This is a genomic window from Crocinitomix algicola, assembly GCF_001661595.2.
Lineage (GTDB): Bacteria > Bacteroidota > Bacteroidia > Flavobacteriales_D > Crocinitomicaceae > Crocinitomix > Crocinitomix algicola.
Map to the genome: position 1 here is coordinate 186,385 of NZ_LYPF02000001.1, position 13,412 is coordinate 199,796.

The 13,412-nt window shown below is 35.2% G+C and carries 12 protein-coding genes; 8 read left to right on the forward strand and 4 right to left on the reverse strand.

The features are described from left to right. Window positions 1-33 precede the first annotated feature (33 nt). The 4 genes from A8143_RS00795 (at window position 34) to A8143_RS00810 (ending at window position 5,298) form a co-directional block, all read left to right on the forward strand. Window positions 34-1,533 carry a vanadium-dependent haloperoxidase gene (locus tag A8143_RS00795; protein ID WP_139134224.1) on the forward strand — a complete coding sequence of 500 codons (1,500 nt, stop codon included), beginning with the start codon at window positions 34-36 and terminating at the stop codon, window positions 1,531-1,533. A 79-nt stretch (window positions 1,534-1,612) separates the two neighbouring features. After that, window positions 1,613-2,023, forward strand: a complete 411-nt coding sequence (locus tag A8143_RS00800; protein ID WP_070137401.1) for a hypothetical protein — start codon at window positions 1,613-1,615, stop codon at window positions 2,021-2,023. Between the two features lie 165 nt (window positions 2,024-2,188). After that, a complete protein-coding gene (locus A8143_RS00805) occupies window positions 2,189-4,522 on the forward strand; it encodes a T9SS type B sorting domain-containing protein (RefSeq protein ID WP_217494768.1) in 2,334 nt (777 codons plus the stop codon). A 62-nt stretch (window positions 4,523-4,584) separates the two neighbouring features. Further along, a complete protein-coding gene (locus A8143_RS00810; RefSeq protein WP_070137037.1) occupies window positions 4,585-5,298 on the forward strand; it encodes a hypothetical protein in 714 nt (237 codons plus the stop codon). On the opposite strand, the gene A8143_RS00815 is transcribed toward A8143_RS00810, so the two are convergent. Both A8143_RS00815 and A8143_RS00820 read right to left on the reverse strand, forming a co-directional pair. Next, window positions 5,282-6,649, reverse strand: coding sequence for a 1-acyl-sn-glycerol-3-phosphate acyltransferase (locus tag A8143_RS00815; protein WP_070137039.1), 1,368 nt, complete (start codon window positions 6,647-6,649; stop codon window positions 5,282-5,284). The two genes, A8143_RS00810 and A8143_RS00815, sit on opposite strands and share 17 nt — an antisense overlap. A gap of 69 nt (window positions 6,650-6,718) precedes the next feature. Beyond that, window positions 6,719-7,834, reverse strand: coding sequence for a hypothetical protein (locus A8143_RS00820; RefSeq protein ID WP_070137040.1), 1,116 nt, complete (start codon window positions 7,832-7,834; stop codon window positions 6,719-6,721). 135 nt (window positions 7,835-7,969) lie between these two features. On the opposite strand from A8143_RS00820, the gene A8143_RS00825 reads away from it, so the two are divergent. After that, window positions 7,970-8,365, forward strand: coding sequence for a hypothetical protein (locus A8143_RS00825; protein ID WP_070137042.1), 396 nt, complete (start codon window positions 7,970-7,972; stop codon window positions 8,363-8,365). Window positions 8,366-8,482: 117 nt separating this feature from the next. Further along, entirely contained in the window at window positions 8,483-8,677 is a 195-nt protein-coding gene (locus A8143_RS00830; RefSeq protein ID WP_070137044.1) for a hypothetical protein, read from the forward strand. On the opposite strand, the gene mnmA is transcribed toward A8143_RS00830, so the two are convergent. After that, the gene (gene mnmA, locus A8143_RS00835) at window positions 8,678-9,853 is read right to left on the reverse strand and encodes a tRNA 2-thiouridine(34) synthase MnmA (RefSeq protein ID WP_070137046.1); all 1,176 of its coding nucleotides are present in this window, start codon (window positions 9,851-9,853) and stop codon (window positions 8,678-8,680) included. 122 nt (window positions 9,854-9,975) lie between these two features. On the opposite strand from mnmA, the gene A8143_RS00840 reads away from it, so the two are divergent. Continuing rightward, complete coding sequence (locus A8143_RS00840; protein WP_070137048.1) at window positions 9,976-10,530, forward strand: acyl-CoA thioesterase; 555 nt, start codon at window positions 9,976-9,978, stop codon at window positions 10,528-10,530. A 160-nt stretch (window positions 10,531-10,690) separates the two neighbouring features. Next, window positions 10,691-11,203 (forward strand): DUF6155 family protein, encoded by a 513-nt coding sequence (locus tag A8143_RS00845; protein ID WP_070137050.1) that lies wholly within the window; start codon window positions 10,691-10,693, stop codon window positions 11,201-11,203. A gap of 54 nt (window positions 11,204-11,257) precedes the next feature. Here A8143_RS00845 and A8143_RS00850 read toward each other — a convergent pair whose 3' ends face one another. After that, complete coding sequence (locus A8143_RS00850) at window positions 11,258-13,399, reverse strand: S46 family peptidase (RefSeq protein ID WP_070137052.1); 2,142 nt, start codon at window positions 13,397-13,399, stop codon at window positions 11,258-11,260. Window positions 13,400-13,412 lie beyond the last annotated feature (13 nt).

Below are 13,412 nucleotides of genomic sequence, written 5' to 3' on the forward strand. Positions count from 1 at the left end.
TCCTTAATTAAGCAATCAATTTAAATAGAAAGAATGAAAATTAAGCTACTAAGTGCTTATGCACTTTCCCTACTGTTACTGACTAATTGTGGCTCATCAAATGTTGATGATTCTCAAGGTCAAAAAGATGAAAAACAAACCGTAAAGGAAGAAAAGCGAGGTAAAGAAAACGTCGCTTACATCTGGGGTGCTGCTGCTTTGGAAGGTACAGCAAGAGATACTGATCGATTCAAACCACGCCCTACGGTAACTTCGAGGTATTTAGGTTTAACCTTTGTGGCAATATTTGACGCCTGGAGTAGGTATGATGAGAATGCTATTCCCGTATATGCTACTGACATTGAAAGAAGACCTATTGAAGAGCATACCATAGAAAACAAAGAAAAAGCAATAAGTTATGCAGCTTATGGAGCACTATGCGAATATTATTATTCAGACAGTGCCTACTTTCAAGGTATAATGGCCGACCTTGGTTTTGATTATAGCAATCGTACTATTGATCCGTCAACTCCAGAAGGAATAGGGAATTTAGTTGCTAAAAAGATAATTGAGGAAAGAAAAAATGATGGTTCAAATCAATATGCAACACATGAAGGTTCAAATGGTGTTCAATATTTTGATTATACGAACTATAAACCCGTTAATGAAGTTGAGAATTTAAAAGATATAAATCGTTGGCAACCTAAATACTTTGATGATGGTAAAGGCGGTAAATTTGCCCCAGGTTGTTTGACACCACATTGGTATTTAGTAGATCCAATTTCAATGGATTCTTCATCTCAGTTTCGTCCAGGTCCTCCACCATTAGTAGGCTCAGATCAATTGAAGAAAGAATTGGAAGAGGTTGTTTCCATTCAAGAAAACATGTCGGATCATGACAAAGCGCTTGTAGAGTTTATGCGGGATGGACCGAAATCAGTTCAACAAGCAGGTCATTGGTTGAAATTCGCTCAGTTTATATCAATTCGGGATAACCATACCTTAGATGAGGATGTGAAAATGTATTTTTTAGTAGAGGTTACAGCAATGGATGCGTTTATAGCGTCATGGGATTCTAAAATGTATTATGACTTTGCTAGACCATATGCTTTGGTTCATGAGTATTACGCAGGTAAAGAGATATTTGGTTGGGCCGGTGCAGGTAAAGGATTCAAAAAGATGGATGGTAGTGAATGGCAGCCTTATTCACCTGCTACATTCCTTTGCCCACCTTTTCCAAGTTATACTTCCGGTCATAGTACTATCAGCGGTGGATGTGCTGAGGCCTTGAAGTTGTTCACCGGGTCGGATGAATTTGGTGATAGCGCATTTGTGCATACAGGCGTGTTAACTGAAACTGACCCTGCATTTTATGGTGATACAGTATTGCTGAAGTTTCCAACATTTACAGAGGCTGCAGAAATGGCTGGACAGTCGCGAGTTATGGGTGGATATCATATTCAAGCTGATAACGTTGCAGGATTAGAACTTGGTCGTGATGTGGCAAGAAATGCGTGGGACTTTTACAATGTTCATATTGGTACTTCTAAATAATTTGTAAATCATTTGTTTGTTTAGATTTAATAAAGGCTGGGAGGTGTTTTCCTCCTGGCTTTTAAAAGAAGAGGAAGGCATGAAGAAACTAAAATTTTTATCAATCGCTATTGGATTCATTTATGTATGGTTTGGCATTCTTAAGTTTTTTCCAAGCTTGAGTCCAGCAGAATCATTGGCTGCAAATACTATTGAATTTTTATCTTTTGGTTTAATTACGCCAAATGTAGGAACAATTGTATTGGCTGTAGCAGAGGTTTTAATTGGTTTTGGACTTATTTTTACTTTAAAAATGAGCTGGGTTGTTCGAATCGCTATTGCTCATATGATTTTCACCTTTACCCCTTTATTTATTTTTCCAGAAATAGCTTTCAATAAGGCTCCATATAGTTTTACTATCACTGGTCAATATATCATGAAAAATGTAGTGATAATAGCTGCATTAGTACTTTTAATTCCCGCTAAAAAAAAAGTGATTAACCCAATTTAAACGATCTTTACTTGAGTTTAAATTCATATTAATTTTAGTTTAAATTCGACTAAGGTTGACGCTTATTATACTTTACGATGTACCTTTGCAGCAAAATTACTTTCAGGTATGTCAAACTTTAGCAAACTACACATTTTACAAATTATATTTCTAGCTTCTTTTTTTTTGAGTAATACAGTTAAGGCTCAGATTGTTTTTCAAGAAAACTTTGATGAGGAAGAAGCAACAACAGGCACAGACGAAGTTGGTGGTGTTGCCTGGGAAAGTGATTGTCCGGATTGTGCTGATGCTGCTGATTTTATGAAAGTACATACGGGTAGAATGACAGGTCAAGACACAAACGGTCCTGCAACATGGACTACTGATGAAATCGATATATCTTCTTGTGATCAAATCTCAATTTCTTTTGATTTAACGGAAGAAGGTACTATGGAGGGGTGTGGTACAGGTTGTAACTCCGTTGATTGGGTGAGGTTTGAATATAATATAAATGGTGCTGGTTGGGAAGATCCTGCTGTTGCGGAATTTTGTCCTGGAGATTGTGCCGGTATTTTTGTGATTCAATCTGATGATATGGAACTAGGAGAGTCGTTATTTGATTCGGGCTGTTTACCAGGTGGTGAAACTGTTCAATTGAGAATTACAGTTCAAGCATGGGCTGCAAGCGAAAGATGGAGAATTGATAACGTAATTGTTTCTTGTGAAGATGGACCCGAGCTTTTTGCCGGAGAAGATCAAACAATTTGCGCAGGTGAGGAATTAACCTTAACAGCTGAAAATCCTGATGGTGTAATTATTGAATGGAATAATGATGTTGAGGATGGGGTGCCTTTTATCCCTGAAGATGACATATATGTCGTTTCTGGTGAGCTTAGTGGTTGTGTAGCGAGAGATACAGTAGAAATTACCTTGATAGAAAGTCCTGAAATCGAAATCGAGGAAGTGCCTGATTTTACAGTTTCCGATGATTCGTATTTTATTTCGGCTATCCCCGCAGGTGGAGTCTGGTCTTCGGAATGTGGAGGTTGCATAGACGCTGAAACTGGTGAATTTGATCCAAGCATTGCAGGTGCCGGTGTTTGGGAAGTTTGTTATCAAGCCGGAGATGAACCTTGTACTAATGAAGTTTGTATAGACATTTTAGTCTCGGATGATGCAGGTTGTGTACTTGATGGTGAAATCATCAGTAATCCACCAACCTGTTTTGGTTTTTCAGATGGGTCAGTAACAATTAATATGACAGGAGCAACTGGGGATGTAATATATGAGATTAAAAATGAAGACGATGAAGTTTTAAATGTTGAAAATAGTAATACGGCGAACGGATTGAACGAAGGCTGGTATTACTTTACTATTTTGGATGACGGTCCTTGCGAATTTGTCGACTCAGTTTATCTCGATGATCCGGATCAAATGTCGATTGAATTGGAAACAATTAACCCACGGTGCCATGATGATTATACTGGAACAGCTTGGGTTGATACCGTTTATAATGCAACGGGAGATTATAATTCAATTGATTTTATTTGGTCTCCAAATCCAAATGGTGATAATGGAATAGGTGAGGATACTCTTTTTGAGGCTAATGCTGGAACTTATAATCTTCTCGTGAATGACGAAAATGGTTGTTCAATAGCCATTGATTTTGAATTGAAAAATCCAGCTGAATTAAAAATAAATAATTTAGGTTATGAACCTGCCTATTGTAGACTTTATGGTTATCAAAGTGGTAATGGTCTTGTTTATGCAGATGCTATTGGCGGTACACCAGATTATGATTATTTATGGGAAAATCTTAGTAATGGAGACGTTTTTATCAATACAACCTGGGGTGGCTTAAACCCTGGTAATTATAAAATTACAGTAACAGACAATAATGATTGTGTTGTTTCTGAGCTAATTACAGTAGATTCGCTGAACCCCATTGCTGATTTTGAAATGACGTCAGATCAGTTCTCGGCCGAATGGGAAGGTACTAGCGAATTGGATGTTAACTTTGTGAATCTGTCGGATAATTTTGCGAATCCTAACAATCCATTTGCTGATACTGCGTTTTTCTGGTCATTCGGTATGGGGGGCTATGAATTTTCAGATGACTATTATGAAACTTTTAATATGACTTATGCTAACGCTGGGGATTATGAAGTGTGTTTGGTGGCCACTAATAAAAATGGTTGTACAGATACTACTTGTCGTACAATAACAGTATTTGATCCTTTTATTTTTACTCCTGTAAATACGTTTACTCCGAATAATGATGGGATCAATGATGTGTTTACATTTGATGTATTATCTCAATCTATTGACCAGTTTGAGTGTGTAATCGTTAATCGCTGGGGGAATGTTGTGATAGAATTCAATGATATATCGGATATGTGGGACGGAAGAATGAAGAGCGGTTCAGATGCGGCTCAAGGAACATATTTCTACAATTATAGAGGTGTTTCCGATAATGGAACAAATTTTGAAGGTCAAGGAACAATACAATTATTGCGATAAGTTAACGAATTGGTGAAACTCTTTTTTCTTTCTTTCGTTATTAATTGAAAACGGAAGAAAGGATGAAGAAGTTGTTCTCAATCATAGTGGTGTTATTCGTGTCGTTATCGGTTAATGCTCAGAAAATTAGATTCACTGAAATGAATCAAAATGTTTTTAAGCATGATAATGTAAGAGGATTTCAATACCTTCACGAAAATACATACGACGGTTTTTATAATTGGATAGGTAATGCGAAGATAACCTTTGATACCATTTTACCAAACACCATTGAATCCCTTTACGCTGAATTAGCACATAAGGCAAATTTGCTGGGAGGTAATTCTTTTAGAGTGAATAGTTCTGATATTCATTCTTATGGTAAAAATAAGTTTATTGAAGTCAGCATCTATTATTTGAACCGGGAAAATTACGATGAAAATCGTGCTCATTTTATTTCAAATAGTGTCTATATATTTGGTTTTTTAAGTTATCATGAAAAAATTCCTGGCTACAGGGTAACAGTGAATGAGGAGAAGTTACTCGTAAAGGAACTGCAGTATTATGTATATGATTTACCGAATAAAATGCAAATGAATATAAAGTTGTATAATGGTGTAGGGCATACTGAGCTTACGATAACTGGAGATAATAGAAGTAAGGCGCATTACATCAAATTTAATTTAATTCAGAGAACATTTGCAAAAGGAATTATAAGAGAGCATAAATGGAGTTTTGGAGAATTTTTGATACGCATCATGGATCGGCATGATCTTGTGCTTAATTCGTTGGATTAAATCGATTATTGTTGATTAAAAAATCTTCTTTACATTTTTTTAATGATTCTATAATTTTCAACCTTTTACCCATGAGTTGAACGATTATTTCTCTTTTGTTCTTTGAATAAAATCTTAATTGATTTCGTTTTTTACTTTGTCGGATTGCTGAATCGTAGATTAAACAATAAATACCAGAAATATACATGGTAACTGGGTAAATTACTGCCCATAATCCCAACCAAAATAAACCGACTAGAATCGAAATTAAAATATACCAAAACAAAAACATGAAAAGTCCGATAGCCAAGCGAATTGAGCCAGAGAATGTTTGGTCGATTTTAAGTCGATCTGTAATGAATCCTGTTAATCGGTAAGGGATGTAATTATTAACAAATCCAAAAATAAAAAGGGGTAATCCTACTATGTAAGAGAGCATTCTTCTTTTGTTAATTTCTTTACGATATTCACCAATTACTTGATCACTTATGTTAAGTTCGTTTAAGCGAACAATATAGGATTTGATATCGTTAGCTAATTCTTCATAAAGGAATGGTGAATTCTCCTTAAAATGATTTATAGCCGCACTAAAATCCTGTTGAACATAAAAATCTCCTTCCTGATCATTTAAATCAATTGAGAAATCCCTTTTGATATCTCTGGAGTAAACTTCGAACAAATTGTTTAAAAGCTCTTCTTCCGCCTTTGATTCGAGATGAATTAGATTTTCTCGTAATTTTTCATGAAGTACTTTCGTGGCCTCCTTTGTGAATTCAATTTCAGCTGATTTGGAATTGAATTTTTTAAAACCATCCAATTCATCTAAATAGATCGGTTCGCTTATTTTTATAAACAAATCGCTTCTAAAAGTGTGTGGGTCACTATAGTTTAGGCCGATAGGTAAAATGGCAATTTTATATTTATTTTTGCTTTGCTGTTGAGCGCCCAAAGCAATTCTAATGGTACCTGTTTTTAATGGTTTTAGTTTTTTTTCAGTGAGACTAACACCTTCAGGGAAAATAAGTAACGATCCTTCTTTATTTAAATGCTCATAACATTTGCTGAACATTTCTTTGTTTTTATGCGTTTCTGTTGGACGTTTGTCCGGTCTGAATACTGGAATCATGTGAAAAATATTTTGAAACAACCAGCCCTTTAGTCCATTTCCAACATATTCTCCAGCAGCAATAAAATATAATGGGAATTTTACAGTAGTTGCAACAACTATAGGATCCATAAATGCGCTCGGATGATTAGCGATGACAATAACCGGCCCTCTGTCCGGAATGTGTTCTTTCCCAGATACACTTAATTTATTAAAATAGCCTTTTACAGTGAGCTGAGCGAGCTTTTTTAAAATTGTATATATCATTTAATTGGTATTGCTTCTTTTGTAAAACTAATAAAAAGGAATACTTATCAATAAGAAAATATGGTGATCTTAGCTGGATAACGCTACTTTATATCGAATTTCTTGTAGAGGACGAATGAATTCACAAATTAAAGGCCAGCTATCTGGATGTTTTTCAATTAGTTTGGCAATTTTTAATTGGTGTTTTTTAATGGCGTCTGTAATTGCAGGACCACTAATTTCAAGTGTTTTTGCAAGATTTCTTCCGTTTATTTTTACGGAGTTATCGTTCAACTGGCGCGCTGCTTGTTCGTAACGATCTAACAAGGCATGCGTTTTGTCTAAAGCAATTAGTTGACTTGATTTGTGCTTAGTTTGGTCTGTTCTTTTTACATCAATTAAATTGGCGCTTAAATTAATGTTTGATTTATCAACTGCCAAGTCATGAGCAGTAGCAACTGCGGTTTCAACGGCAGATTTAATTTCATTAATTCCAATGTCGGCGTTAATTATTTTATCTAAAAAACCTTTTTTGATACGGATGTTTGCGTCTAATTCAATTTCTTTAGATCGAAGAAGTTGGAGTAAGTAACGGTCTAAAAGTGCTCGATTATTATCTCGCTCCTGTTCTAATTTTACGTGTAATTCATCAACTTCGTCTGCATGTTTTAAATAGGCTTGTTGAATTCTACGAATACTATTTGATTGTTTTTTATGTAGTTTATATGTCCATAAAACTTGATTACGAATCGTTTTTCCAAGTGCAACTTTCATCTCTGAAGATAAGGCGTTACGACCAGAAGGAATGTAAAAATTACTAAATGATTTTGAGAAAGTAATTGAGAATACATCATTACTGTCATCGTTAAGACTTGGAACTCGAAAAATCAGAATGTTTTGCTCAATTTCATCTTGAATTGATAATTGCTTTATTGTTCGAGTATGACTTTCTTTTCTAACAGGCAAATCATCATCATCACCCCAAAAAACTTCCTTTTTTAAATCTCTGAATTTTTGAATTTTTATTTTTAATTCTTGATTTATGATGTTTTTAGGAGTGAAATCATCCATATTTTTTCCGTCACAAGAGTATAGGGCAATACCATTATCGTTGCAGAAACATCGAAAGTTAAGTGCTGCGGGGAATTGGTCAAAGAGTGATTCTAGTGCCAATACTGCGGGATGATATGAACTAATAATTTTCACTGCTTAATCAATAACTTAATATTTAAGTTAAGTTACAAAGTTTAAGTTTTAGCTTAATTCTGTAATGCAAATCTACTTAATTAATTTAAATATTTTTTACGAATTCACTTTGTTTGTAGTCTAAAATGGAAAGAAATGAAGGGTAATAGATGGAGTGATTCGTTAAGTAATAATTTAAGTAACTTAAGTGAAGGCTTGGGGAAAGAAGTTTGGTTCCTAACAAAGAGACTGTTTTTATTATTACAGTCCTTCCGAATTTATTTTAATGATCAAATCCAGTTTTTAAGGAGTTTTGAATACTCAAAGAAGAATATCGAAAATCACTTCATGCAAAAAGCAGCTCGATTTTTTGGCTTTGAATGGACTGCGCTAGATTTAAAACGCAAAAATAAAAACTGGAAAAAAAGGATTAAAAAGTGTTGTTTAAGGTATATCGATAAGAAGTTGAATATGGAAAAGAGAGAAAGTTCTGTAAAAGGATTTAATACGAATGGTGTTGGAACAAAAAACATTTATCGACCGCCAAGCTGACATTATTTAGTTTAAGGCGTAATAAATGATTCTAAAGGTAAAAAAATAGGGGGAGAACCTTTTTCGATTTTAGCCGTAGAATCTTCAGACAACAATGAAATTATATTAGTCAGAAAAATGGAATTTTTAAACATTAAAAAATCAATGCTAAATTCTGCGAAGGCAAAACTAGACCAGCATAAAGCACTCGGACAACATTCGCGTTTGTCTATTTTTCAAGTCGCTCAATTATTAGATTTTGTTAGCGGTAAAAGTGAAAGTAATCAAATTCCAAAAGAGTTGTTTTTAGAGGAAACCTTTAGTTTAAACTAATTATTGCGCTATTATTCCAGATCCGATCAATTCGTCGTCTAAATACCACGCTGCGAATTGCCCTGGACTAATTCCTGAAACTCCTTCTTCAAAAAGAATGTACAAACCATTCGATTTTTTAATTAGTTCTGCTTTTATTAAGGCTTGTCGGTAGCGGATTCGTACATTATAGTTTGCTGAATCTCCATCGTTTAACTTTAAATCAGTTCTAATCCAGTGCACATCTTTATCACGTATAAAAAGAGCATATCGGTTTAAGCCGGGGTGATCATCACCTTGACCTGTATAAATTGTATTGGTTTCCACATCAGTTCCTATTACGAATAAAGGTTTAGGAGTACCCCCAACACCGAGTCCTTTGCGTTGTCCTATTGTAAAATAATGAGCACCTTGGTGCGTACCGACAATTTTTCCCATTTCAGGGTAAAACTTAAAGGGTTCCGACATTTTAATGAAGTCATTCCTGTTAATTGGGGCGTGGTAAGCCTTAAATTGTTCAAGATCTCTATCGAGCTCAACGATGTTTCCTTCTTTTGGTAAGAGCTGTTGCTGCAAAAAAGTTGGTAATTTTACCTTGCCAATAAAGCATAGCCCTTGAGAGTCTTTTTTGTCCGCTGTTATGAGGTCTTGGCTTGCCGCTATCTCTCTCACTTCTGGTTTTTCAAGTTCTCCAATTGGAAACAGAGCCTTAGCGAGCTGGTCTTGCGTTAGTTGACATAAAAAATAGGATTGATCTTTGTTTGCATCAACCCCTGCTAACAAGCGATATGTTCCGTCAGCAGTTACATCCTTTCTGCAGTAATGACCAGTAGCAACAAAGTCTGCTCCGAGTTTTTCAGCGGCTTTTAAAAAAACATCAAATTTAATTTCGCGGTTGCATAAAACATCAGGGTTCGGGGTTCGACCTGCTTCGTATTCAGAGAACATGTAATCAACAATTCTTTCTTTATACTCAACACTTAAATCTAATGTTTGAAAAGGAATACCTAATTTTTCTGCCACCAATAGGGCATCTTGACTGTCGTCAATCCACGGACACTCGTCTGAGATTGTAACGGATTCATCGTGCCAGTTCTTCATGAAAATCCCTATCACATTATATCCTTGTTCTTTAAGTAAGTATGCGGCAACACTGGAATCAACTCCTCCTGATAATCCTACAACAACTGTTTTCATGTTAAATTTTAATTTGCAAAATTAAAGAAATTAGAAGTATAAATTTGAATTATTTGTTAAAATCAAAAATCATTTCTGGTTCAATTGATTATCTTCATTTTATAATTAAACGAATATAATTTATGGCAAGAGAGGTTAGATCAGTGAATTTTTCACGAACAACGATAACAGAATTAATGATACCTTCTTTCGCTAATTTTTCAGGGAAAGTACACGGTGGTACACTGCTCTCATTAATGGATAAAGTCGCATACGTATGTGCTGCAAAGCATTCCGGTGCTTATTGCGTAACGGTTTCCGTTGATGGTGTTGAGTTTAAAGAGCCAGTTGAAGTAGGGGAGTTAGTGTCATTAGCTGCTTCTGTCAATTATGTTGGGAATTCGTCTATGATAGTAGGAATAAGGGTCGAGTCTTTAAAACCAAAAACTGGTGTTTCTAAACATACAAATTCCTGTTACTTTACGATGGTAGCTAAGCACGAGGACGGCTCGTTAATGACTGTTCCAAAATTGTCACTTGAAAGTGCGACAGATGTGAGACGGTTTTACGAAGCAAAAATGCTTAAAATTAAACGTAAAGAAATTATGTCAATATTACACGATGAAGAAAGAATAGTATCACTCGAAAAAATGATTGAATCTTTAAGCGATGATCGTTGCGATGTTAAATTTTCTTAAACCTCTATTTTTTTTGTTAAAATGTAGAACTTTTTTGAGTCTTATACGTTCAAAAATAAAGAAGTGTTAATTGCGTTTAGAATTAACATTTATTTATACGGTTTTTTGTGAGGGTTTTCTTACTGCGGTGAGGAAACCCTTTTTTCTTAGATTTGTTTTTATGAGTAAGCGAGCCTTAAGTAAATATTTAAAAGAATTATCTAAAAGTGATCTTGAAGAGCAGGTTTTGGAATTGTATGACCGCCTGAAAGAGGTGAAAGAATTTTATGATTTTGTATTTAATCCGAATGAAGACAAATTACTAGAGGATGCAAAATTTAAAATAAGTAAGGAATATTTTCCCATTGGTAAGAGAAAAGCGAAAAAAAGAAGGTCGATTGCACAAAACATAATAAAAAATTATATCAAATTGGGAGTGGATTCATCTTTTATTGCCGATGTAATGTTATTTAATATTGAGGTTGCCCAAACGTATAATGAAACAAATACGATTAATGGAGATGCATTTTATAAGAGTATGCTAAAGTCGTTTAAAGATGCTGTAAAGTTTATTGATTCAAACGGTTTGGAAGCAAGTTTTAATGAAAGACTAGAACGTATTACTGAAATTACTTACAATCAAAATTGGGTGAACAAAAGAGTCTTTGAAGATGTTTTGGACAAAAGGTTTTAATATTAAAAAAGGGAGCAATTCATTTGCTCCCTTTTCATTTAAAATGGTGTCTATTTATTCTACGATAGTCATTTCATCAATTAAATGGCTTGCACCTGCGTATTTGTCGACAACAAATAATACGTATCGAATATCTACACAAATTGTTCTTTGAAAATCATCCTCAAAAGCGATATCACCACTCATAGCTTCCCAGTTTCCATCAAAGGCGCAGCCAATTAACTCCCCTTTACTGTTCATGACTGGACTACCAGAGTTTCCTCCAGTTATGTCGTTGTTCGTTATGAAGTTTACCCATAATTCACCATCTTTTCCATAACGGCCATAGTCTCGCGTTTCGTACAATTCTTTAAGTTTACTTGGAACTATGAATTCAGGATTATTTGGATCTTCTTTTGCCATTAATCCTTTCATTGTAGTGTAGAACGGATATTTTTTACCCTCGTTAGATGTGTAAGGAAGGACGTTACCGTATGTCAAACGAAGTGAGAAGTTGGCGTTTGGATAATATTTTTTCTCTTTGTTCATTATTCGAAGGCCTTCTATAAAAAGGCGATTCGCTTTGTCAAGTTTAGCTTGTGCGATTGCTGAGGCTTCTCCATTTACTACAGAAAGATAATTCATTAATAGTGCTTCATTTAATAAGAATAACGGTTCTGCTTCTAAAGTTGTAGCTGTTGGATTTTCAAGGAATTCCTTGTAACGTTCAATTGAAGTGAATACCGACGATTTTGTTGTCCATCGTGTTAGTTCTTCCCAGTTGGATTTATATTCTTCAGCTAATTTTTTAAATTCTTCTGGTTGTTGACTTGAAGGGACGTCTTCATAATACATCTTTAACATGGCTTCAATTAATTTGATTTCAGTTGGGATGTTTATTGAGCTAAAAAATTCATCTGCGGCTTTTAGGTATGGTTCTGCCGCTTTTTTAATTTCCTCTTCGCTTGCTTCACTCTTCAATTTCTTGAAAAACCGCACATGAGAAATCATGAATTTGTTAAGGGCAACCGAATAGATCGCTTCAAAGAAATACACTTTAGTAGGGTTGATTTCAGTAAGCGTTTTATAGGCTTCTTCAATGTCAGTTAATACATTTCCATAACGTTGTTTGCGCTTATCTTTTTCATTTATCCATTGAGTAAAAGCTTGTTCGATAGCAACTTTTTTTTCTGTCACTTTATTTCGCTCTAGTTGCTCTGTTTGACCAATGAAATATTTCCAATAATTACTGACTTGGGCGTAGGTTGAAGCGTATTGAATCCGCACTGCGTCGCTTGCATTCATATCTTCTTTCATTAATTCAAGCTTTTTTCCTCTTACTTTAACACGACTTGGTTGATCTTTCTCTATTGCCATTTTAACCCCGTAAGAAGTGAGGTATCGATCGGTGCTACCAGGGAATCCCATTACCATTGCAAAATCATTTTCTTCAACACCCTTTAGAGAAATAGGTAAATGATGTTTTGGTTGATACGGCTGGTTGTCCATAGCAAATTCAGCGGGTTCGTTCTGATTGTTGGCATAAACTCGGAACATGGTGAAGTCACCAGTATGTCTTTCCCACATCCAGTTGTCTGTGTCTCCTCCGTATTTCCCAATCGCTGAAGGGGGAGCGCCTACCAAACGAACATCTTTAAACGTTTCGTTAACGAATAGGTAGAACTCGTTTCCTTCATAAAAAGGTTTGATTTCTGCGTTATAGTTTGTGCCTGCAGTTGCCTCTTCGATTAAACGTGCAGATACTTCTTGTATTTTTTCTTCACGTTCAGACTCACTCATTCCATCGTTCAAAAATTTGTAAATGTCTTTTGTGACGTCATCAATTCTTACAACGATTGTTGCTGTAAGTCCAGGGATAGGTTTTTCTTCCGAATAATTACTTGCCCAAAAACCATCTGTTAAATAATCGTTCTCCGGGGTAGAGTTTTCACGAATTGCATCATATCCACAATGATGATTCGTTAACATAAGTCCTTTATCCGAAATGAGTTCTCCCGTACAAAAACCGCCTAATGATACTATAGCATCCTTTACGCTTGGTTTCTTTGGATTGTAAATTTCTTTCGCTTTGAGCTCAAGACCTTTTGCTCGCATTTCCTTTTTATACTTCTTTAGTTGAAAAGGGAGGAGCATTCCTTCGTCTGCATAAGATGATCCTGCAGCTATCATCAAAGATAGGAATAAGATTTTTTTCATGTAAATTTCTATT

Excerpts from the sequence above, each read along its gene's own strand:
- A8143_RS00810 (WP_070137037.1), top strand. The coding sequence starts at position 4,585 with ATGAAGAAGTTGTTCTCAATCATAGTGGTGTTATTCGTGTCGTTATCG.
- A8143_RS00800 (WP_070137401.1), top strand. The coding sequence starts at position 1,613 with ATGAAGAAACTAAAATTTTTATCAATCGCTATTGGATTCATTTATGTA.
- A8143_RS00840 (WP_070137048.1), top strand. The coding sequence starts at position 9,976 with ATGGCAAGAGAGGTTAGATCAGTGAATTTTTCACGAACAACGATAACA.
- A8143_RS00845 (WP_070137050.1), top strand. The coding sequence starts at position 10,691 with ATGAGTAAGCGAGCCTTAAGTAAATATTTAAAAGAATTATCTAAAAGT.
- A8143_RS00850 (WP_070137052.1), bottom strand. The coding sequence starts at position 13,399 with ATGAAAAAAATCTTATTCCTATCTTTGATGATAGCTGCAGGATCATCT.
- A8143_RS00815 (WP_070137039.1), bottom strand. The coding sequence starts at position 6,649 with ATGATATATACAATTTTAAAAAAGCTCGCTCAGCTCACTGTAAAAGGC.
- A8143_RS00795 (WP_139134224.1), top strand. The coding sequence starts at position 34 with ATGAAAATTAAGCTACTAAGTGCTTATGCACTTTCCCTACTGTTACTG.
- mnmA (WP_070137046.1), bottom strand. The coding sequence starts at position 9,853 with ATGAAAACAGTTGTTGTAGGATTATCAGGAGGAGTTGATTCCAGTGTT.
- A8143_RS00830 (WP_070137044.1), top strand. The coding sequence starts at position 8,483 with ATGGAATTTTTAAACATTAAAAAATCAATGCTAAATTCTGCGAAGGCA.
- A8143_RS00825 (WP_070137042.1), top strand. The coding sequence starts at position 7,970 with ATGAAGGGTAATAGATGGAGTGATTCGTTAAGTAATAATTTAAGTAAC.